Source organism: Methylobacterium cerastii, from assembly GCF_022179125.1.
Taxonomy (GTDB): Bacteria; Pseudomonadota; Alphaproteobacteria; order Rhizobiales; family Beijerinckiaceae; genus Methylobacterium; species Methylobacterium cerastii.
Map to the genome: position 1 here is coordinate 1 of NZ_BPQG01000104.1, position 21,939 is coordinate 21,939.

At 60.8% G+C, this 21,939-nt stretch carries 15 protein-coding genes and 1 pseudogene; 11 read left to right on the plus strand and 5 right to left on the minus strand.

All coding sequences use genetic code 11. From position 1 onward, the window contains the following. Window positions 1-430: 430 nt before the first annotated feature. A pseudogene (locus MFF13_RS26600) lies at window positions 431-636 on the minus strand (dihydroxy-acid dehydratase); the annotation flags it as partial. A gap of 803 nt (window positions 637-1,439) precedes the next feature. On the opposite strand from MFF13_RS26600, the gene MFF13_RS24365 reads away from it, so the two are divergent. Beyond that, window positions 1,440-1,622 (plus strand): hypothetical protein, encoded by a 183-nt coding sequence (locus tag MFF13_RS24365; protein ID WP_238273172.1) that lies wholly within the window; start codon window positions 1,440-1,442, stop codon window positions 1,620-1,622. A gap of 551 nt (window positions 1,623-2,173) precedes the next feature. On the opposite strand, the gene MFF13_RS24370 is transcribed toward MFF13_RS24365, so the two are convergent. Further along, complete coding sequence (locus tag MFF13_RS24370; protein ID WP_238273173.1) at window positions 2,174-3,424, minus strand: glucosamine inositolphosphorylceramide transferase family protein; 1,251 nt, start codon at window positions 3,422-3,424, stop codon at window positions 2,174-2,176. A gap of 1,690 nt (window positions 3,425-5,114) precedes the next feature. Here MFF13_RS24370 and MFF13_RS24375 point away from each other — a divergent pair. The 5 genes from MFF13_RS24375 (at window position 5,115) to MFF13_RS24395 (ending at window position 11,794) form a co-directional block, all read left to right on the plus strand. After that, complete coding sequence (locus MFF13_RS24375; protein ID WP_238273174.1) at window positions 5,115-6,479, plus strand: GumC family protein; 1,365 nt, start codon at window positions 5,115-5,117, stop codon at window positions 6,477-6,479. A gap of 221 nt (window positions 6,480-6,700) precedes the next feature. After that, window positions 6,701-8,191, plus strand: a complete 1,491-nt coding sequence (locus MFF13_RS24380) for a GumC family protein (RefSeq protein ID WP_238273175.1) — start codon at window positions 6,701-6,703, stop codon at window positions 8,189-8,191. Beyond that, a complete protein-coding gene (locus MFF13_RS24385) occupies window positions 8,188-9,021 on the plus strand; it encodes a glycosyltransferase (protein ID WP_238273176.1) in 834 nt (277 codons plus the stop codon). The genes MFF13_RS24380 and MFF13_RS24385 overlap by 4 nt, the downstream gene beginning before the upstream one ends. Then, entirely contained in the window at window positions 9,018-10,403 is a 1,386-nt protein-coding gene (locus tag MFF13_RS24390) for an O-antigen ligase family protein (protein ID WP_238273177.1), read from the plus strand. The genes MFF13_RS24385 and MFF13_RS24390 overlap by 4 nt, the downstream gene beginning before the upstream one ends. Then, a complete protein-coding gene (locus tag MFF13_RS24395) occupies window positions 10,400-11,794 on the plus strand; it encodes a hypothetical protein (protein WP_238273178.1) in 1,395 nt (464 codons plus the stop codon). The genes MFF13_RS24390 and MFF13_RS24395 overlap by 4 nt, the downstream gene beginning before the upstream one ends. A gap of 251 nt (window positions 11,795-12,045) precedes the next feature. Here MFF13_RS24395 and MFF13_RS24400 read toward each other — a convergent pair. Next, a protein-coding gene (locus MFF13_RS24400) for an IS630 family transposase (RefSeq protein WP_238273185.1) occupies window positions 12,046-13,142 on the minus strand; the annotation gives its coding sequence in 2 pieces (ribosomal slippage) (window positions 12,046-12,611 and window positions 12,611-13,142; 1,098 coding nt in all). Between the two features lie 194 nt (window positions 13,143-13,336). Here MFF13_RS24400 and MFF13_RS24405 point away from each other — a divergent pair. The 5 genes from MFF13_RS24405 to MFF13_RS24425 all read left to right on the plus strand — a co-directional run bounded on the left by MFF13_RS24405 (window position 13,337) and on the right by MFF13_RS24425 (window position 18,919). Beyond that, window positions 13,337-14,524 (plus strand): glycosyltransferase, encoded by a 1,188-nt coding sequence (locus MFF13_RS24405; RefSeq protein ID WP_238273179.1) that lies wholly within the window; start codon window positions 13,337-13,339, stop codon window positions 14,522-14,524. A gap of 110 nt (window positions 14,525-14,634) precedes the next feature. Further along, a complete protein-coding gene (locus MFF13_RS24410; protein WP_238273180.1) occupies window positions 14,635-15,825 on the plus strand; it encodes an oligosaccharide flippase family protein in 1,191 nt (396 codons plus the stop codon). A gap of 2 nt (window positions 15,826-15,827) precedes the next feature. Then, entirely contained in the window at window positions 15,828-16,970 is a 1,143-nt protein-coding gene (locus tag MFF13_RS24415; protein ID WP_238273181.1) for a glycosyltransferase, read from the plus strand. A gap of 59 nt (window positions 16,971-17,029) precedes the next feature. Next, window positions 17,030-17,209 (plus strand): hypothetical protein, encoded by a 180-nt coding sequence (locus MFF13_RS24420; RefSeq protein WP_147751245.1) that lies wholly within the window; start codon window positions 17,030-17,032, stop codon window positions 17,207-17,209. Window positions 17,210-17,890: 681 nt separating this feature from the next. Then, on the plus strand, window positions 17,891-18,919 hold the full coding sequence (locus tag MFF13_RS24425; protein ID WP_238273182.1) for an IS110 family RNA-guided transposase: 1,029 nt from the start codon (window positions 17,891-17,893) through the stop codon (window positions 18,917-18,919). 499 nt (window positions 18,920-19,418) lie between these two features. On the opposite strand, the gene MFF13_RS24430 is transcribed toward MFF13_RS24425, so the two are convergent. Then, window positions 19,419-20,528, minus strand: coding sequence for an HD-GYP domain-containing protein (locus tag MFF13_RS24430; RefSeq protein WP_238273183.1), 1,110 nt, complete (start codon window positions 20,526-20,528; stop codon window positions 19,419-19,421). A gap of 11 nt (window positions 20,529-20,539) precedes the next feature. Further along, entirely contained in the window at window positions 20,540-21,109 is a 570-nt protein-coding gene (locus tag MFF13_RS24435) for a PilZ domain-containing protein (protein WP_238273184.1), read from the minus strand. Window positions 21,110-21,939: the final 830 nt, after the last annotated feature.

The following is a 21,939-nucleotide window of genomic DNA, read 5'->3' on the forward strand; positions in this document are numbered from 1 at the left end:
GGATCATTTCCCGATCTCCGTCAGCCTGTGCCGGGCTCCGCGGGCGCCCATGCTGCAGGATGCGCCCGAAGCCTCGAAGGAGGACCACCGCGACGCCCGGGAGGCGGTCGAGGCGGTACGATGACCGCCCGTCCGGGAGCCCATCCACGACATGGCGGCGACCCACAAAATCAGGGCAATCTAACACTTGGTACCCCCCCGGAAGGTCCGCATCGTGTGGGAAGCGGACCCCGGCCTTGCGTCCATAAGCGGACGTTCCGCATCCGACCCATGCCAGCCGTACCGACTGACGTTTGCACTTCTCGCAAGCGGCCGTTCAACAGGGCTTCCAGCTTCGCTCATTCGAACGATCACCGGTGCTGGTGCGCGAGGCGCCCAGCCCTGTACCTGCCGCACCACCCCCCTTGTCGGCGCTCTTCGTTAAAGCGGATTAGGCGTGCAGGGCCGTGATGACCTTGCGCTTGTGCGGCAGGACCGGCTGCCATCCCCGGGCCTAAAGGGCTGCGCGCCGACGTTGCAGTCCGGCGGCGCCGATCGCGAGGTGGATGCGTCGGTTCGGGACATCGATTTCGATGGGGTCGCCCTGCTCGACCAACCTAATCAATCCCCTTCGGCAGCCTCCGGTGCGGATCGGTGTTGAACCATGACCCTGGCAGAGATGCCCCTAACTGCTTGGTAGAACGAGGAGATCTGAATTTTAGGTGGGGTCGCGATCGGGGCCGATCGCGACCCCACGTCAATGGCTTTTGGGCCGATTCCGTAATGACTTAGCAGGGCTATAGGAGCGATCAAACTTTAATGCCAATCTACATACTGAACTAGTCTCGACCAAAATACATCACGCTGAGATTTGTTCAAGAAGCCATTTAGGTATAGACGAATCACCCCACGTCAAGTATTACTATTTAACATTTTCTGTAAATGGCAGACAGAAAAATCATTGCAATTGCCATGCTCAGTGCCACCAGCGGACTCATGTATCGCAAAGCCTCTAACATAAAAAGGAATAAAATTCCAATGAATGTTATTATCATCGATCGAATCCAAGCTAGGTCTGTGATGGTACACGAGGCGAAATACGATTTTGGTTGATGATCTGCATGATCTGCATGATCTGCACGATGCGGATAAAGTGTTTGGAGATGCGCTTAGTTTTTGATCGAAGCCGAACCAATACCATTGACATGTCCAAACAGTCGAGACCGAGACTCTTCGGCATCTCGGCCCGCACGCTCACACGATCAGGCTTGGAGGCCATTCCAGTAAACTCAGTATTTTCTACTGATGAAAGTGCAATTTTTGTCAGTCCGACCGTGTCGTTATAAGGCGATAGATTGGGGTTTTAGAGATCGTTAAGACATGTTAACAAGGCTTGAAGTGCCGGGTATAAGGTGCGCTTTCGTTTAGCGCATGAGGCCGGCGAAAGGCTAGAGCGCTCGATGCACCCTGACGATAAACGAACAGATTCCTGGGATTCAAACCTGGGGCTTGGTGCGCTCGTGTTAATGACAGGCCTGGCCGTTGTCACATTGCCAATGGCGGCGCTGGTCTTCGCGTTTGACCAAGTGTCGTTGCTGATGAGCAATGCGGTAAAAGCCTTTCTCCGCAAGGCGGCGACGTAATAGGTGATGTGGGAGACTCCAAACAAGAATCTAGAGCATTTTCTCTGATTCCTGGAGCATGAAAATGCTCTCACCCTTTGTGCTAGGCATTCTCTTCTAGCGAGGTGGCATCTGCCGCTCTTGTGTATGCTCTCATTCCAATAGACGTCATCTTGCGAGTCGGCACTCGCGGCTTGTCCAGGAGCCAATGCCCACCTGCCTTGGGGCCGGGTCTGCGTGCCTCGGACGACGCCGACGAGGTCCCGATGACGTGGGCGCGGGATCTATCCGTCGTCGAAAAAGTCCTTGTGGCTCCGCGCGTAGCCCCGGTAGGCTCGTGACATGGCCGCGATGGTCTATCAGACTGACGACCGTCGTCCGATGGGCCCCATCCTCACCCGATGTCCGATAGTCCGTTGCGAAACTATGCAGGTACGCTCGCTCCCGGTGCGGAGGAATTCCGGCACGCCCTGACGTCACGTCACATGGCCGCTGGTCACGAGCGTCCTCGAGACGGCATCCGGCGCCGGCCGTGCCACCTGGACGATCGGGCACCTTGCTCGTAGCGCACATCAGGCTTGGCCAAAGAGCTTGAGCGACACGGCGGAGCCGTCGATCGCCTCGATGCCGCCCGCGCAGTTGATGGTATGGAGCCGAGACCCCGTCCAATCCGGACCAGGCTGGATGCGATGGCGTATTATTTGAGCAAAATGGCTTTCGCTCAGTTCGGTGACTTCGGCCAGGACTAAGGCGCCTCCATAGCGCTGCGTACAGTCCTGCGCGGGCCGCCACAGCCGACCTTCGTGGATCCGCATGCAGCCCGCGGGCCGCGCCATACCGGCATCAATGATGATGGGATTGTGCGGATGGGCGATCCAAGGCCCGAAGAGGTCGGAAGCGGTGAACAGACCGAGCGTATCTGAATAGGAGCCTGTCCCGTCGTAAAGGGTCGCAAACATCCACCATCGGTCGCCATGCTTCACCACTGTCGCGTCGCTGGCCACGAGATCGGTGAGAAGGTCCCGGTCCCGGACCCAACGCCAGGGGTACGGGTCAGCGCGATACAGCGACACCGTCCGGTTCGCCGCGGTTTCCGGGATCATCCAAACGTTTCCCGCGTGCGCGAAGACGAAGGGATAGGAGAGATGAAAGCTTTCCTCCAGGACCGGGATCGCAGGCCCGACCGGTCCGTCTGGGCCGAATGCGAAGGCTGAGATCACCGCCCGGCCTACATGGTGATCGAAATCCTCAACAAACAAGGCAGACTGGCCCTGCCAGGAAAAGGGGAAGGGGTCGGCATAGAAATGATGGCCTGGGCCGGTGAGGACCCGCCAGGGGGCTCCGTCGAGGGTGCCCTTGTCCCAAACCGTCTCGCCCGAGCGCGCGAAGCGCCATCCCGTTCGCCAGTGGTCGGGATAGGCACAAAGCCGGTACATGCGCCGAACGAGCAAGCGAGCCACCCGACGCAAGGCATAAGCGCCCAGGGATCCAGACCCGATCGCCGTGATCGGAACGGCGGGCGCACGCCGATCAGGTGCACGGATCGCCATCGCGACAAGCTGGACGAGACGCGTGGCGACGGCCTCGTAGGCATCGCAAAGCGTCGCCACAGCGTCCAACGCAACGATCCCCCGGGCCAGCACGACCTCGTTGTTTTCCACGACCTCAACCAGCGGCGGTCGGCCTTCAAGCAAGGCGTGGAGTAGGGACGCCTCATCGTGATGTCCGTCGAACCGGATCCGCCAGATGGTTCCCTTTTCAGAAGGCATGGTCGCGCCGGGCAACACGAGCCGAACGCTCTCCGGCCCGTGCGAGTCCGGCATAGCTAGGCGATCCGGTGCGATCCGGACGCTCGGTCGCTGTCTCGGTCGAGGCCATAGAACGCGCTCCAGAGCAAATAAACTTTCCAGACCGGGAGGGCAGGGTTCGGACACACCAGTCCAATGAATGCTGGGGTGAACATCCATAGCCTTCAATGTATCCACGAGTTCCGTATGCCATTGACGAACGGACGTTCGAGATAGGCATAATCCAAACTTTAAATGTACTCGTCCGGAGGCAGCGCCTAACTTAAGATTCATTGTGACGCCGCCTTCAAAAATTCTTTTCTATTCAACATATCACTCAGTGTTCGAATAATTTGAATGGCCGGATTTTCGCGCCCAAAAAATCACTAGCCGAACTGGCAAAATCGCATATTCGTTCATCCTATTAGAGCCAACGCCGGAACGGTCCTCGAACTATATCTCTAAATCTCTTGATAGCCATTCGAAGGCAGCGGTCCCTCAAGTTCACTACATCAGAGGCATGAAATACGTATGCCCGGTCGAAAGCCCGCCCCCACTTTTGTCAAGAGAAGCCTAACGATCGCGAGCCATGGAAACCTCGCTCTAAACGGGCGATTCATCAAACAAGGTCGCTATGCTGGCTACAGCGTCATAAGACAGAAAGGCAATCGACTTGGATTGAAAATCTTAAAACTATATGTGGAGAAAGCTGGTTGGACCTCCTGGCCATGAAGTTGTGTCTGCGTTGCTTAATTACCGGAACACGGGCGGGCGGTTCACCCGGCCGGCGAGGCTCGTGCATGACGTCGCAGCAGGGTTGAGACGTTAAGGAGCCCGGATATGAGACCTGCGCGTCGACCGCTCAATCCGCCACGTCCGGGTCGCCGGCATCGCCTCGGCGCCGAACCAGACCTTGGTCCAGGCGCGCGTAAAATTGGCCATCATCGTTCGGGAGATGCGGATCGGTATGGGGTTCCGGTTCGGCTTTCAACAACTTTACCCTATAGGCCTCAAGCTCTCTCAACGGCTCGTCTTCTCTGCCGGCGGCAAGAACGATGCGGGACCGTCCGTACGAAACTGGGATCCGCGACGGCCGAATGTGCCAGAAGGATCTAGCCAAGCTGCCGCGGCGCGCCTGCGCAGGGTCGGCGCCTCACGGAAGCCGCCGCAAGGCCATGTCCTCGGGCCAAGTGCCGGATCTGCACGTCGCGACCGCTGGCGCCGACGACCGCCCCGGCCTGATCCGCGTTCGCGCATACCGTGTCGCAGGCCCCCTGGGACCGTATCGATCTGCTCCGCTTCGACCCAGTATGGTGAGCCGAATCGTGGCCGAGCAGGTGTTCGTCATATTATTGAGCCACTGGTGCTGGACTGTATGTTCGCCGCGAAGGGGGGCTAATCTGCCGCTTCACCTGCTGTCCCGACCAGTCGTCCGAGACGCCGTCGGCGTCCCGCTCCCCGCCCACGGCTTCCAGAGCTACAAAAGTCCCACGTGGATTCTAGGTAGTTTGACCAAAGCAGCTATGGTGGCACGCCGGTTGCTCGCCCCTTAATACGCTGGTGGTTCACGCCATACTTTGTCCCAAATAGGGACTGGTGGTGAGGAACTTGCCGATACGAGGTGCGGTCGGGTCTGTCCGTCTTACAACCGGCCGAGAGGAAGATGATGCCGAGGCCTGCTTCGAACGGCTTCCAAGATTGGCCGGTTCAGGCCAGGGTTATCCGTTTGCGCGAAGATACCGTTCCGGTTTGGCACGTCCTGCAGAAGCGGAAACTCCTGCTGGCGATGACGATGGTGCTGGGGGCAACATTGGCTGCGTCTTTCGCGCTGTATTTTCCGCGCAACTATACGAGTGAAACACAGATACTTGAGGATCCGCGGGGATTAAAGATTTTTTCGTCAGAAGATCTTACGCCGCAGGGGCAAGCCGCGGACATGACGACGGCTTTGGTTGAGACGCAGCTTCGAGTTCTGACTTCCGACAGCGTTCTTCAGAGAGTGGTTGCGCGTCTGGACCTGATGCACGATCCAGAGTTCGACGGATCAGAACGCAACCCCATCCAGGCTGCAATCGCATTCATCAAACGACGCCTCGGTTCCGACGGAAAAGCGGAACCTCTTGAGACCGTGGCGCTCAGGAGCCTTCAGGATAAGGTGCGTGCGCAGAGGTTGGACCGCGGCTTCGTGATACAGCTTCAGGTCACGGCCCATGATGCAGACAAGGCCGCGTCGTTGGGGCTTGCGGTGGCGAAGACGTATATTGAGGGTGAGGCGTTAGCCAGGCGCGAGACCGCTCGCCGCGCCGGCGGGGAGGTACGTGACCGTTTGGACGATCTCGCCACGCGGGTTAAGCAGGCGGAGGAGGCGGTCGAAGCCTTCAAGGTCAAGAATCGGTTGGTCGGGGCCAGCGGCGAACTCGTGAGCGCTCAAGAGTTGAGTGCCCTCAATCTGCAGATTGTCACAGCCCAGACGAAGACCAGCGAGCTTAAGGCTCGCGCGGATCAGATCCAGTCGCTCGCCAAAACCGGCGTCGTGCCCGACAACCTTCCAGAGAGCGTGAAGTCCTCCACCATCACGTCTTTGCGAACCCAGTTTGCGGAGGCCGATCGCCTGCAGGCGGACGCCGCGGCCCGCCTCGGTCCGCGCCACCCTGATACACTTTCGCTGCGCAATCAAATCGACCGCCTGCGCGGCCAAATCAACGCAGAATTGTCTAGGATCGCCGCGGCGGCCCGTAGCGAGTACGAGCGCGCGCGCGTCAACGATCAAGCGCTGGCGCGTTCTCTGCAGAGTCTGAAAACGCAGGCGCTCGACGTCAGTCAATCGCTCGTCCGGCTCCGGGAGCTCGAGCGGAAGGCACAGGCCAGCCGTACCGTGTATGAGAGCTACCTGGCGCGAAGCCGTGAGATCGGTGAACAGCAGGGCGTCGATACGGGAAACGTTCGGATCATTTCGCCGCCCCTCCCCCCAAACAAGCCGACCGGACCTTCGGCCACGCTGATCGTTCTAGCCGGGGGCGTGCTCGGGATCGCACTGGCCGCGGCATCAGCGATGTTGTTTGAGGGAGTCAGGCGGCGATCCGCACTTTAACGCTGACCGGGGGGCATCGATCAAGGTAATAATCCCGAGGCCGCTGAGCGGCGAGGGCTGGGAGTCCAAAGCGACCCGAGCCATTGTCGACCCATCACGATCGCATCGCCCGCTTATCGTGGGCCGGCCACAACGCTCTGACGAGCATCAATTTATCATCGAGGTTGAACGGAATAGTAATCGGGTCCGCGCCTATCGCGGACAGCAGGGTCTTCGCCGGAATGATGCATCAAGTTTTAGGCGGCACTCTCGCGAATGACGAGGTTTCGCTTGGGGAAATCGGACAGAGGTTCCTTGGCGGCTACCGCATTCTGGTAGTGTCCGTCCTCGGGGCTGCCTTTCTGGCCATGGCGTATGTCGCGGTATCGCCCGCGGACTACCGCTCGGAGGTACGGATCAGGATCGATCCGAGACAGCTGCGGATGCCTTCCCCTGAGCTCGAAGCGAAGGCGATCGCAGACAACCGGATGGCGATCGCGTTTCTGGATAGCCAGGTCCGCGTCCTCAAGTCTTCCACGGTCCTTGGCTATGCGATCGATACAATCGGATTGAACCACGATCCGCATTATGCGACGGCGGCGCCGTCACTCTGGGCTCAAGCATTGCGTTTCCTACCGGGGAGTACCGAAAACGGAGGCCCGGTACGGGTCAAAGATACTCCTACGCTCCAATGCGAGGCTGCGCCCCCGATCACATCGGCGTGCCGCACTCCTACGTTCAGGGCTGCGCTCGATCGGCTTGCCAAAGACGTTACCGTTCGGCGGGCAGCGGGCAGCTATGTAGTGGTCGTCCAGGCGCGGAGCAACGAGCCCGCGATGGCGAAGCGGATCGCCGACGCGATCACGACAGCCTACATCGAGGATATCCGCAGGACGCGGTCTCGCAGGCTCGCTGAGGCGGGCCGCCAGGTCACATCCGGCCTTTCGGCCTTGCAAGAGGCCGTCGAGCTCGATGAAGACCGGATCGTCGAGGCTTCGCGACGCTTGCAGATCGTGCGGGGCTCCGACGGCAGCGTGGTCGACCAGCAACTAAAGGAAATGACGAAGGTTCTGGGGGAAGCGCGCCTGCGATCGCAGGATCTGCAGACGCAGAGCGATTACCTTGCCAGACTGTCTCGATCCGATTCCGGTTTGGACGCGGTACAATTTCCCGACTTTCCAGGGATCGAAGCTCTTCGCGTCCAGGAAGCGTCGCTCGCACGTCAGGAGGGAGCGATGGTGGCCAAGCTCGGCCCACGTCACCCGGACGTGATGCGGTTATCTGAGCAACGCAAACGCAACCGTACCCTTCTGCAACGCGAGCTTACCCGGACCGCCGAAGCCATCCGCAACGAGGCTGGCCGGGCCCGCGCCGTCGCCGGGGCGCTCTCCGTCCGCGCCGAGGAACTGAAGCGAACGGTGTTGGCGACCTCCGCGGCGTCGGTCGAGGTACGCCAGCTCGAAAGGATCGCGAAGGCGGACGGGACCGTCCTCCAGGTAGCCCTCCGCCGCGCAGCCGAACTCGATCAGGTTAGTTTGATAAGTCCCTATGACGTGCGTCTTCTCGGTCCTGCGGACACGCCCAGGGGACCGACCGTGCCACGGTCGAGCATCGTCGCGGCCGCCGCCTTGGCCGGCCTATTCGTAGGTGGCGCATGGGTTGCGACACGGTACACGCGCGTCGACAGGCAGGTTCCGTACGGGATCGCGTTCCGAGGATCGATATGCGCATGACGACCCGGACCGCCTTCCTGATGCCGCTTTACAATCCGGATCCCAAGGCTCTTCGAAGAACACTCGAATCGCTGCGGGCCCAGACCGTGTCGGCCGACATCGTCGTTGTCGACGATGGATCGCATCCGCCCGTCGAGGGCCTGTGCGGTGGCACGGATGTCACCGTCATACGCCTAGACCGCAACGAAGGCATCGTCGGCGCGCTCAATCGCGGGTTAGTCCATATTGTGGAGAAAAAATACGACTATATCGCCCGTATGGATTGTGGCGACACCTGCCTGCCTGAGCGAATCGCTGCCCAACAAGCTTTCATGGATCGGGAACTCGACGTGGATCTCCTGGGGGCTCTGGCAACAATTGTCGACGAGGATAATCGATACTTGTTCACCGAAGGCACGCCAGGCGATGCCGAGGCCGTCCAGCAGAAGCTTTGGGACAATGCCGCCTTCAAGCATCCAACGTTTTTCCTGCGAGCGCGATCTCTTGCACAGCTCGGGCTGTACTCGCGGCATTATCCACATGCCGAGGATTATGAGTTCGCCCGGCGCTACGCCAAGTACGGCGTTATTGCGTGTCTCGATACTGTCCTCATCGTCTACGAGAAGACGACGAGCGGACTGAGCATTCGTAATCGTGGAGCACAATTGCGGTCTCGTCTACGAGCACAGCTGCGTTACTTAGATTGGCGGCGCATGGCGGCATTCCTCGGTGTATGCCGCACGCTCGCGACCATGGTCATGCCGGCCAGCGTCTGGGCCCGCGCCTCGAAACTTTATTGGCAGAGGATGGAAAAAGGGCGTCATCCTTGCCGAACGGACGGCGGTCTGTGAACCCTATCACGAAGGCGACGCGTCGGTCGCGGATCGCGATCACGCTCTTCGCCCTGGCGATACTCCTGCTCCCGATCACAGGGTTGACCGGGCTGGACGCGCTTGGTGAACTGAAGGGCTCGGCGAGTGTCTACGTCCTACTTCTCGTCCTCGTGGTGATGTGCTTCTATGGACGGCTGGCGAGTGTGACGTTGCCCCGTGTCTTGCTCGTCTTCATCGCGTTCCTGACAACCTGGATCGTTGTGGATGCTGCACTCAACATCGAATTGATCGCGACAGCCGCACTGGGAGTTCGATCCGGCGGCGGGAAATTTCTGACGTCGTCGATGGTTATAGGTTTCGGCATCGCCGTATCTATCGTCGCGGCGCATATCTTAGGCGATCGGCACTGCGTCCAAACCGCGTTTCTTCGTCCCCTGAGTTGGGGTGTCCTCTTGTGCGCGGTCTTCGCAGTCCCAGAACTCCTGACGTGGGTGTCGCCGGCCATGACGCCGGTCTATATAGCGACGACTGCGTTGTTTCACACGGTGGAGACCGAACAGGGCCGAGTCATCGGCCGACTGACGAGCATCACATTTGAGGCTCCGGATCTGGCCTACTTCACCGCGACGGCGTTGCCCTGGCTCCTGCTCGGATCGCGGTTGACGTTCGCCCGAATCGGCGAACACGGCCGGGCCCTTGCACATTTAGCGTCCGTGGCAGGCCTCGTTCTTCTGCTGCTGAGCCAGTCGCGTACGGGATTCCTAATGCTGGCAACCATCGTCGCGGCCGAGACCGCGTTCTGGGTGGGCCTCCGACGACTACGCCTGCCTGCCGCATCGATTTCGATTGCGCTCGCCGCATGCATCGTCTGCTATGTCTTTTTCATCTCGCATTGGATCTCGACGATCAGTGCAACGGCAGTCGCCAATGAAGACGTCTCGACAATCACGCGATCTGCCCTCCTCACCGCGCAACTGTCGATTTTCGCCGAGCATCCATTCATCGGCGTCGGTTTCGGTCAATACGGCTTCTACGTACCCGATGTTCTGCCGTCCTGGGCCTGGAGCAGCTACGAGATCGAACGATTCTTCGAGACCCAGGGGGAATTTCCGGCCTCGTTCAACGTCTTCGGGCGGATCGGGGCCGAACTCGGCATGCCTGGACTGCTGATATGGTTCGGTTTCTGGATCACAGTCGTGCACCGGGTCGCCGCGTCAGCTTCGTCGTTGCCCGACCGGTCGTTCGCACTCTACGTCAACCTTGCGATCCTGTCGTCTACGCTTACCCTCCTCGTCGGGGGTATTAGCACCGATGCCTTTCGGCGGCCGGAAACCTGGATTCTGATCGCGATCGTAAGCCTCTACGCCGGTCGGAGTGGCACGCGTCAGGAATCCGTATGAAGCTTCCCGGCATAGGGCGCGGGACAGGCCCTGGAGCGTGGACCCTGGCCGCATCGGGATGCATCCTGGCCGCGTCCATTGCACTGGCCGCCTGTGCCGAAGAGGTCGCCACCGCCCCCCAGGACGTCGCCGCGACCTTGGCGGTCCAACTCACGGACCAGTCACTGCGCACGGTGCGTTGGCGTGAGGACCTTGATCTGGCGGTACGGATCGGAGCGTCCGTGGTTCGGGTCGATTTCAATTGGCCCTGGACGGAGACCGAGCCCGGCCGCTACGACTGGTCGACTTATGATGCGTTGGCGACCGAATTCTCGAAGCGCCGGTTGCGGCCGCTGTTCATACTACATCGGCCCAATCGACTTCATGGGCGATCGTTGGACTCGCGCGACTCAGGGGACCAGGAACCCGTCGTAGCGCCGCCGCGCAGCGCGGACGAAATCACTGCCTTCGGGCGTTGGGCCGCAGCTGCAGCCCTCCATTTCAAAGCGCTCAGGCCGATTTGGGAAATCTGGAACGAGCCGGACGGTGAAGGCTTCTGGCCGCCACGGCCGAACCCAACGGAGTACACGCGTCTGGCTCGTGCGACGTGCGATTCGATCAAGCGCGTGGTCCCCGATGCCTTTGTGGTCGGGCCGGCCGCTGCGGAGATGCCCACGGTCTGGGACGCTACGAAGCCGTTGGTGAACGAAGTCCTGAGGGATGTCGGACTGATGCGGTGCCTGGATGCCGTTAGCCTACATACCCATCGTTTCGGACAGACGCCGGAGACGGTAAGTCGTGATTACGCTGTATTCCGCAAGATCAGAGCCGGTCTGTCCGCCCGCGAGATCCCCATTGTTGATACTGAATGGGGCGATTCGGTTTATCGCTCGGGGCTCTCGGAGGCGCGCCAGGCCAGTTGGCTGACGCGCATGTTCCTGACGAACATCGTCGAGAACATTGCCCTGACGAACTGGTACTGTCTTGTCGATACCGGCGACGACGACGGGGAGATGGAGGATCGGTTCGGTCTTGTGACCCGGACGGGCCGCCTGCGTCCCGCGTTCCTGGCCTACCGGACGCTGTCCCAGGCGTTGCGCGGCCACACGCTGCGCAACGTGATCGCCCGCTTCGATCCGGAAACGGCGAAGGGTACGACGGTCCTGATGTTCTGCAGGCCGGACAATGCCTGTAAGATCGCGGCCTGGACGACGGAGATGCCGGACGAACCCTTACGGTTCGTCATCCAGGGGTGGGGCATTTCAGGCCCGATCATCGGACATCTCGGCCAAAGGCTGCCATCAACACCGCAGGACGATACCTCGGCCACGCTCTCGCTCTCGACCAACGTGCAGTTCGTCCCGATCAAGCCGTTGTCCAACGATCAGAACGGGACCGCACTCCGAAGGTGATGGTCCCATCGCCCGCAAGCCGCGCCGGGGACGTATCGTCGGCAAAGCGTCGCCGTCCCGCCTGACGTGCGTGGACGCGTGGTCTGTTCCTGAGCCGCTCAATTGCATGCCGGATCAACTCGTGGAACCGATCCACCACGCATCCAGAGGATCGGCGAACGCCGGCACCAAGCGAGCGAGGCCCATCAAATCCAGTCTGCGGGCATTGGCCGACCACGCGCCGACATAGGATTAATACCAACTCTCATTGATCAGAACCCATGGGCCCATTGGCGCAAACCGATGGACATGATGCGCCAGGGTTGGGCGATGAGCTTTTTCCAGGCGTTACAGCAATGATCGATGATGTCGTCGTAGGATGGGTAGACCCGGTTTCCGAGCCAGTTGTCGCGAAGGAACTGCCAGAGGTTCTCGACCGGGTTGAGTTCGGGTGAGCGCGCCGGCAGGGGCAGGAGGGTGATGTTGTCGGGAACCGGCAGCTTCCTGGTGGTGTGCCAGCCGGCCTGGTCGAGCAGGAGCACGGCGTGGGCGCCAGGAGCGATGGTCGTTGCGATTTCTTCGAGGTGATGAGCCATGGCTGACGTGGTGCAGCGGGGCATGACCAAGCCTGCGCCGACGCCCCGGGCCGGGCAGATCGCTCCGAAGATGTAGGCCGAGGCCGTGCGCTGATCCTTGGGTGCTGCGGGTCGCGTTCCACGCTTGGCCCAGCGCCGGGTCAGGGAGTTCTTTTGGCCGACACGAGCCTCGTCGCAGAACCAGACCTCTATCGGCTTGCCGCCGACGGCCTGCGCGATGTCCGCCAGACGGTCGGGGAAGTCTTTTTAAAAACGGCCGCGGCGTCCGGATCCTGGGCGTGATGGCGCGGGCGGGCCGAGGGCTTGCGGTAGCCCATGGCTCGCAAGACCCGGCTCAAGGTCTGCTCGGAGACCGACACGCCGTGATCCTCGGACAGGATTTGGGCCAGATCGCACAATCGCCAGCGTACCACACCGTGTGCGGCCGGCGTCGGTCCCTGGTCGACCAGCGCCTTGAGGACATCGCGCTGGTCGGCGTTCAGGCGCGGCCGGGCCCCGGGGGCCTTGCCGTCGACCAGCCCGTCCGGTCCATCGGCGTTGAAGGCCACGACCGAGTCGCGCACCGTTTGCAACCCGACCCCGCCGATCTCGGCCGCCTCCGAGCGCAGACCACCCGCGGCGATCACCGACAGCGCCAACAGGCGGCGGGTCTGCGCCGGTTCACGCAAACCCTTGGCCAGACTGCGCAAGGCTTCGGCATCGAAGTCCGATCGCAGCGGCACCGGAGCAGCCATCGCATCCTCCTCAGACTCCAACCCCAAGGAAAGAATCACGACCGAGATGCCGACGCTACCCCACATGAGTCCTGCTCATCGAGACTTGGTACAACAATACAACTTCTAGATGAAATCGCATATAGAAATACACGTGCGCTTCAGTAGTCTATACCGAGCTTATCTAAATCGTGTAACCGCCTGCTTTAGCCTATAAGCCAGTACGCTATAGGCGAATTTCAGGCGACATAACGATGCCCAGGCACAGCGGCGGCGAACCGCTCCGCCCCATCGAGATCCTCCATGCCGCGGAGACGGGAATCGGGGGAGTAAACTCGGTCGTTATCGGCCTGGGTCAGAAGCAGATCGGGCGTCTGGGCGAGGGTAGTGTCCACGTCCTTGTCCCACGGAACCATGCCGCCGAATATGCCGGGACGGGAATCGTCACGCACGTCTTCGAGAGACGATTGAGGAGCGTTCGTTCGTTCGTTGCTTTCACACTCTGCCTTGCCGGGCTATTGCTGAAGCTAAGGCCGTCGTTCGTCATACTGCATAGCTCGTTTGCGGGGCTGGCAGGCAGGATCGTATTGGCCCTCTTCTGGCCGTGGTACAGACCCGTAGTCATTTACTGCGCCCATGGTTGGGCGTTCACGATGTCCGTTTCTGCGCAACGCGCACGAATCTTCGCGGGAGTTGAGCGCGTGCTCGCCCGCCTATCTTCAGCGATCGTCTGCATCAGTGAAGCTGAGTATCACGCCGCAATACGGTTCGGTCTCCCTACCCGTCGGCTACATCTTGTTCCAAATGGGACGCCGCGGCCCGACGGCGCTCCATGCCCAAACCCCTATCCAAGCCTTGATGGCACCATCAATCTTCTATTTGTCGGTCGCCTCGACCGACAGAAGGGGATCGATCTGCTCGTAACGGCTCTCACTAATGCACCGTTTCTCCCGATCTCGCTGACGGTCGTCGGACGTGCGGTGACCGATCCGGTCAAGCTCGAAAGACTGTCCAACATCACTTACATCGATTGGCTTCGCCCACAGGATCTTGCGCCCTATTATGCCCATGCCGACGCGGTGGTCGTTCCCTCCCGCTGGGAGGGGTATGGGCTTGTGGCGGCCGAGGCGATGAGTTTCGGGACGCCGGTCGTTGCGAGCCGCATCGGCGGCCTCGCGACCCTCGTCGAGGACGGCGTATCTGGCTTCCTGTTCGATCCGGCGTCGGCCGGCGAACTTCATGACGTCCTGTCCGGACTGGATCGCGAGACGCTAATGGGGATGCGAACGGCCGCGTTTCGTCGATGGGAGCAGGTCGCGGACATCCAGGATATGGAAAGACGATATTTCATTCTCATGCAGTCACTCGCCGCGAATGGCCATCGCGTAAAGGCGATCGCCGCGGCCGCAGACATTGTTGGAAGTCAGGCGGAGAGTCGATGATCGGCGTGTTACGCCTTCTACCGGTTCGTGAACCGGCCTTTCTCGGCCGGCTCAGGACGGGAGCGGTAATCCTAGTCCTTAGGGCCGGGGCGATCGCTTCGAAGTTCGGCTTGACCCTATTCATCGCCCATTTTCTCGATCTTGAAACGTTGGGGATCTACGGGTTGATGACGGGTGCCGTCGTCGTCGTTCCTATCCTCATCGGCCAAGGTGTCCTTGGCACTCTTGGCAGGAACTCCGTCGATCAGAGTCTGACCGACCTGCTAGCGGACTTCGCCCCATACTGGGCGTTTCTCACGGTAACATACCTCGCCGTCATAGCGATGTCGTTCCCCTTGATATGTCAATATTTGCTGCCACATCTGGTTCTTCTCGTCGGCATTCTGATTTTTATTGAGCACTTGAATGGCGACATTCTCGTAATTCTCAACCATCGTCAGCGGCCAGAGTTTGCTAATCGTCTGCTCGTCATTCGTACGGCGGCATGGATCGTCTGCTACACAGGATTGGCCTACTATATTCCCGGGATGCGCACCCTCACGGTCCTGTTGACCTTCTGGCTGGCCGGTGCCGGCGTCGCGCTAGCCTGCTTCGTCTGGGACTGCCGCAATTGGCCATGGCATGTTGCCTATGCACAATTCCGCGACACGAAGGCCCTCGCCTGCCTCATAGGGCGGTCACGAACCTTATACCTCAACGAGATGACGAACACTGGTAGCCAATATCTCGATCGCTATCTCGTGGGAGCGATGCTCGGCCTGGAACTGGCCGGCGTCTACTTCCTGTTCTGGTCGTTTGCCAATGCGCTCAGTAACGTCATCAGCACGAGCCTGCTCCAGGTGCAGCAACCCGCGATCATCATGTCGCGACCCAACCCCGAGGAGCAACGGAGGCTGCTCGGCGCGCTTCGGGTCGAGGCAGCGGTTGCTAGTTTGGCGCTCGGCCTCGTGACTGCGTGTCTCGCCTACGTAGGCCTCGTGCTCTATCCCCGCCCAATTTTCAGCAGCCAAAGATTCGTCTTGCTCGTCCTGCTTTTGGGATTTTTGGTGCGCATGGCGTACGAGGTCGAGGGCATCGGCCTCTACACACGCCACGAGGACCGAAACACTTTGTTCAGCGCCTTGCTCGTGCTCGTGCTGTCCGTTGCCGTCACGCTGTCGGCGACCCCGTTTCTCGGCCTCCTCGGACCCGCTTCTGCCGTCGTCGTGTCCTACGTCACTGGCGTATGGTGGCGCTTGGACCGCAACAAGAAGGCCTATGCGGGATCCACGATTCGTTCACCGCCGGGCATGAGTAGCTGAGTATGGCTGAAGGCTACCTGACGGGCGATGCCACTGCGCACGCAGGCGCAACCGACGTGGCGCTGTTCATGCCGACCCTGACCGGTGGCGGCGCAGAACGAATACAGCTGATCTTAGCACGATATTTCCTCGCGCAGCATCTCAAAGTCGACGTCGTCGTCTGCAAGCGCGTTGGCTCTTTGGGCGACAGCATTCCGATCGGTGCGCGGCTGGTGAGCCTCGACGCCAAGCGTGTCTTGCTAAGCCTGAAGCGGTATGAGCGGTATCTTCGTAAGGCTCGCCCACGGGTCGTCATCAGTTCCGTCGAGAACGCCAGTGCCGTCGCCTGCATGGCGCGTGCGCGCGGGTCGCATCGTCATCGTCTCGTTGTCCGGCAGGACAACGCCTTAACCGGGGCTGCGACGGTATGGCGAGACCCTCGTCGATGGGCGTGGCTGATTCTTCTGTCGATCGTCTATCGCTATGCTGATCACCTTATCGCGGTGTCGCGAGGCGTGGAAGGGCAGCTCCGGCGACTAATCGGCAAAGGCGGTCCCCCTATCGGCCTCGTCTACAACCCGGTCATCTTACCGGATTTCGCGACGCGGCTTCACGAACCTTCTATGGCTGCGCGACCCCTATGCCGACATCCGATGATCGTCGCGGCGGGCAGGCTCCATCCGGTCAAGGATTACCCGACACTGCTGCGAGCCTTCGCTCTGCTCCGCCGCAGCATACCGGCGACCTTGGTCATCCTGGGCGAGGGTGATGCGCGTGCGGAACTCGAAGCCCTCGCAGGGGAGCTTGGCATCGTCCATCATGTCGAGTTCGCCGGTTTTGTCTCCAATCCCCTACCGCTGATCCACGTTGCGGACGTGTTCGTCCTCTCGTCGCTGTCGGAAGGCTTAGGAGGCGTCCTGGTCGAGGCGCTGGCAGCCGGGACACCTGTCGTCAGCACCGATTGCCGGCATGGGCCGAACGAGGTTCTTGGAGGGGGCCTGTACGGTCGCCTGGTTCCGGTGGGCGATGTCGAGATGCTGGCCAACGCAATGAAGGAGACACTTGACGATCCCCGTCCGCTCCCGCCCGTTGAGCTGAAGGCCCACCTGACGCAGTTCTCCTTCGACTTTGCAGGTCGGCGCTACATGGATTTTCTGCTGTCTTAAGGCGAGCTTTCGGTCGACCCTTGTGATCCGATTGCATCGTTGCACTGTACGGAGGCACCGTGAACGACGAACCCATTCAAGAAGCCGCTAACGCTCTCCGCGCGATGGGCTGGAAGGTCGTGCCGACTTGCGATGACCTCGGTTTATGGCAGGTAGATGATGAGCAGCTTGGTGATGCCGATCTCATGGCGCTTGCTCGTCTCGTTGGGCTGATGACCGGCCCAGAAATGATCCATTGAAGCCCGGCGATATTCAACGCTGGCGCCTGCCGCTCAAGCTGATCGGCTGGGGCTACGACGCGCCGGGGCGGAGATGCTTTGAACGTCACTGAAGACTTGGTTAATCTCGTAGCTGAAAGTTCGACCAAAGCTAGTTCAGGGGTGGAGAACGATCGGTCTTGATTCTGATCTCACATAAAAATTGGATCTGCTCGTTCTATCAGGTAGTTAGAGACGACTCTGCAAAGTGCATGCTCCGACGCCGATCCATACCCTGAGAAATTCCACTGTCTTATCACTTATCTGGATAGGGGTTACGACCAGCTTTGGTCTTCGGCAGACGCCGCCGAACAGCTGAGATGGGCGCAAACCCGTCAATCATCGCTTCGCGGTGGGACGTCTGCTTCTTACGAATCGCCGTTCAAAACCGGACCGGCAACAATCCACCCGACCCGGTCGTGCGGACGGTCAGGACCCGACCCAACTCAGCGGTGCGAGACGACATCCTCATGCCCGAGAAGCGGACGTAAGCCCCCCTCTCACGCGGACGACAAGAAATCGCCGAAAGCCATTTGGCTGGGTTAGTAGCGCGATGTGCCAAAGCAGATGGGGTGGATGGCTCCCGCTCCAACTGACGGCATCTCGGTGCCAAGATGTGGTTGCTGTCGAAGCAGCAGCCACGCAGATGCAGGAGCCATCCCCATGGAGATCACCACCGTCGGCATCGATCTGGCCAAGAGCATTTTCCAGGTTCACGCCGTTGATGCAGCTGGGCACGTCGTCGTTCGCAAGGCGCTGCGGCGGGCGCAGGTCGTGCCGTTCTTCGCCAAGCTGCCTCGATGCCTGGTCGGCATAGAGGCGTGCGGCACGTCCCATCACTGGGCCCGGGAACTGACGAAGCTCGGCCATGAGGTTCGGCTGATGCCGCCCGCTTACGTGAAGCCGTATGTGAAGCGCGGTAAAACCGATGCGAACGATGCCGCTGCCATCTGCGAGGCGGTGACGCGCCCGAGCATGCGCTTCGTGCCGGTGAAGTCGACCGAGCAGCAGGCGGCGCTGGCGCTGCACCGGACGCGCGACCTGCTGGTCAAGCAACGCACGCAGTTGGTGAACATGATCCGCGGCCTGCTCGCCGAGTTCGGGATCGAGATGGCGCGGGGCCTGCGGCACGCGCTCGAACTGGCAGCCCGGCTCTCGGCCGGAGACGCAGCCGAGGTGCCGCCACTGGCCCAGCGCGTGGTGACCGGGCTGGCCGATCAGATCGGCGCCGTGCAGATCCAGCTCACCCGGCTGGAGAAGGAGTTGCTGGCCTGGCATCGGGAAAACGACCTGTCGCAGCGCCTGGCGACGATCCCCGGTGTCGGTATCGTCTCGGCGACAGCGCTGGCCGTCTCGGTGAGCGAGCCCGTGCGCTTCCGCTCCGGTCGGCAGTTCGCGGCCTCGTTGGGCCTGACACCGCTGCAGAACTGCAGCGGCGGCAAGGAGCGCCTGGGCCGGATCTCGCGCATGGGCGACCGTTATCTGCGCCGCCTGCTCGTGGTCGGCATGACCTCTCTGATCCGGCGTGCGAAGGCGACGCCGACGTCGGTCGACCCACGGTTGCCGGCGCTGCTTCAGCGTAAGCCAGTGCGTGTCGTGACCGTGGCAGCGGCCAATCGCACGGCGCGGGTCGCCTGGGCGATCATGACCCGCGGCGGCACCTACCGCGCACCCGCGGCCACGGCCGCCTGACCGCAGGAAGCGGAGCACTTTTCCAGGTTGCGAGGACGATGAGAGTTGATGGCGAACCGGTCAGACCGGGAGCCGGGACACCCCGCTGAATGTCCAGGGCATCATAGCCCGCAAAGCAGAGTGGGACCCAGCTCGCGGATACCATCAGGGCCAGCGGTCACATGAACGACTGCATCAACAGGCCGGACACAAGACTGCACCCGACCAACGCGTCAGAAGCTCAATTCGTCACTTGCAATGCGGGAGCCATCCACACAGGACACGCATGCATCGCCGCAACCACCATCCGAGACGCACGTTCTGCCGACGTTTGAATAGCCGACGCGGGCTACCAACAGAGCTGCATCCGTTTTCGCCAGCGGAACTGCAACCTCGACGTGCCACACCAACCAGTCGATCTGATCGTCATTACGCATGAGAGCTTGGGCGAGCCGCTCGGCGTGTAGACGCATCAGCGCTGCTTACGGCAGGGGATTACCCCTCAGATTGTGGACAATCTTCAGGCAGCCTCCCGCTCCTCGGGTTTGAGGACCGCCCTGGCGAGAGCGTCCACCATCGAGCGTTCGAGCTTGTCACCCATGCTGTAGAGGATACCGAAGGCTTCCTCGGGGCTCTTGGCGTCCTTGTACGGGCGCTTCTCGATGAGGGCCGCGTAGATGTCACAGATCGTCATGAGACGGACGGGATCGGCTATCCCGTCGCCGCGCAGCCGGTCGGGATAGCCGGTGCCGTCGAGCATCTCATGGTGGTGGAGGGCCGTGTTGAGCGTGAGTTCGTCCGTCACGCCGCCGCGGACGAGGATGTCATGGCCGATCTTGGCATGGGTACGCATCACGGCCCATTCGCCGTCGTCGAGCTTGCCTGGCTTGTTCAGGATCTTCAGCGGGATGCGCCCCTTACCGAGGTCGTGCATCAGTGCGGCGCGAATAAAGCGCTGCTGGTCGGCCTTCGGGAAGTGCAGGTTCATCGCCACGGCGGCGGCCAGTCCCGCGACCTGGAGGGAATGCTGGTAGGTGGTGTCGTCGTGGACCCAGACGCTGTCGAGCCAGCGTGCGAGGCCGCCATGCCGAATGGCGTTGATGACGGGATCAACGCCCGCGTCGACGGTCGGCAGGTCGATGGCGCCGCCCGCATCGACGACTTTCAGGATGGCGCCCACTGCCAAGCCGGACTTGGCGAGCCCGCGGTTGACGATCCGATCTACGATGCTTTGATCGGGATGCGTCGTGTTCACGACCGCCGCCGCGAGTTTGCGCGGCGGCGTTGCCGCCGAGAGGCAGATCTTGGCGCCGACGGCCTTGGCGCGCATGAAGTTATTCTCGCCTTCGCTGCCGTCGACCTTGCGCAGCATGCTCATAAGCGGCGCCTCGCGCATGCCCTTGTTGCGCAGGATTTGACGTAGGGACTTGACTGAGGCCTCACGATTGAAGGCGATGTCCGTGACAACGCCCTCGCAGACGTCCCCTGAGAGGTCGCCGTGATCCTGGTTGTAGAAATCCGGCCCTGTCACGCGCACGTCCATGGCGATCCCAAGGGCCTCGGCCACTGCCTCGCCACGGTCTAATCGGTCCGTCACGAGCAGGATGTAGCCTTCCTTCGTCTCGATCACCGGTTGCCCCATCACAGCACCACATGTTCGTTGAAAGTGATCGGGCTGAAGGGGAGTTTGAACTGAACGGCGATCCCATCCGCGGTTTGTCGTACAACCGTAGCGAACCGCTTCCCCACCGTGACGGCCGACCCAAGATCAGGGCGTTCGCTCGTAGCGAGTGCTGCGCCAGACATCGAAAGATCAAGGATCTCAGCAACAATCGTCTGGCTGTTCGGAAGCCTTACGTTGACAGCCCTCTGAGCCGGTACGATCCGAGGATTACTTCGCTGGTCGGTCGTGTCGCCGGCGCGGGCACGGAGCCACGTCAGTCGATCCTCAATCCTGGTCTGACGCTCTCCACTTGCTTCGACAAGCATAGTGAACCCGGCGGGGCTCACCTCACCAATCAGCCCAGGCACGACCCCGACCGCGTCAAGGTAGCAAGTCGCCTTCATGCCGCGTCGAACCGGCAGCATTCCGCCGCGTCTTATTATTTCGAAAACTGAGCTTGGTGAGATCCGGGCAACGCAGAGTGCTTCGATGCCGTTCTCTAAAAGAAATCTTCCTTGAGTCTCAATCATTGAGGCTACAGCACGCAACTAGATTACTATCTGCACCCTATATAGCAGGCTATAGGTTTACAAACTATCTCAGGTTGAGAAAAATGCAAAATTCGCTAGGGAGCCAACCTTATTGTGGTGCCGGCATGGTGACCGTGACTGCGACGGCTCCGGCTCTGGCGGGATGCAACGGGGGCAACTGACTGGCCCCGGCGTTCTCTAGAGAAGTGCGAGGCCAAGTTCCTCAGCGCTTGATCAGCGTGAGAGCGTTGTTCCCTTATGCGGAGGGCCGCCGCAGCCGCCACGTTGGGCGTCCGTCATTGAGGGTCGACTCCGGCTTCTTGGATTACCGAGATGGCGCGAAGCAGTCGACTTCTCCATTTTGCGCGAAGGTCTGCTTCCTCAATCACACGTCCCTAAAGCAGACCGGCAACAATCCACCCAACTCGGTCGTAGAGCGGACCGGCAGATCCCGACCCAACTCGGCCGTACGAGACGACATCGTCGTTGCCGGAAAGCGGACGTAAGCCTCCGCTCTCGCGGACGGCAGGTAATCGCCGAAAGCCCGCTGGTTGGTTTCGGTAGTGTCATGCGCCAAGCCTGATTGAGGCTTGGCGTCCTCACCCACACCTCTGCCGTAAGCAGCAGTAGGCCCCCGAGCCGATGAAGTGGAGCGTCTGGCTGAGGCCGTACATACAACCGTTAATTGCAGGTTTGACGGTCGAGGCCGAGGCTCGCAAGAAGTGCCTAAACCCACGCTTATACAGACAAAATGGCAGCGTCTCGATCCTCACGGTATCCCATTGCAGCCGGGATGAGCCCGTTAATCAATTCTAAGTAGATCGCACCCATCAATCAACTCGCGCAGA

Bases quoted from the DNA above. Each gene is read 5' to 3' on its own strand.
- MFF13_RS24405 (WP_238273179.1), top strand. From the start codon at position 13,337: ATGCCCAGGCACAGCGGCGGCGAACCGCTCCGCCCCATCGAGATCCTC.
- MFF13_RS24380 (WP_238273175.1), top strand. From the start codon at position 6,701: ATGATGCATCAAGTTTTAGGCGGCACTCTCGCGAATGACGAGGTTTCG.
- MFF13_RS24370 (WP_238273173.1), bottom strand. From the start codon at position 3,424: ATGCCGGACTCGCACGGGCCGGAGAGCGTTCGGCTCGTGTTGCCCGGC.
- MFF13_RS24425 (WP_238273182.1), top strand. From the start codon at position 17,891: ATGGAGATCACCACCGTCGGCATCGATCTGGCCAAGAGCATTTTCCAG.
- MFF13_RS24395 (WP_238273178.1), top strand. From the start codon at position 10,400: ATGAAGCTTCCCGGCATAGGGCGCGGGACAGGCCCTGGAGCGTGGACC.
- MFF13_RS24415 (WP_238273181.1), top strand. From the start codon at position 15,828: ATGGCTGAAGGCTACCTGACGGGCGATGCCACTGCGCACGCAGGCGCA.
- MFF13_RS24385 (WP_238273176.1), top strand. From the start codon at position 8,188: ATGACGACCCGGACCGCCTTCCTGATGCCGCTTTACAATCCGGATCCC.
- MFF13_RS24365 (WP_238273172.1), top strand. From the start codon at position 1,440: ATGCACCCTGACGATAAACGAACAGATTCCTGGGATTCAAACCTGGGG.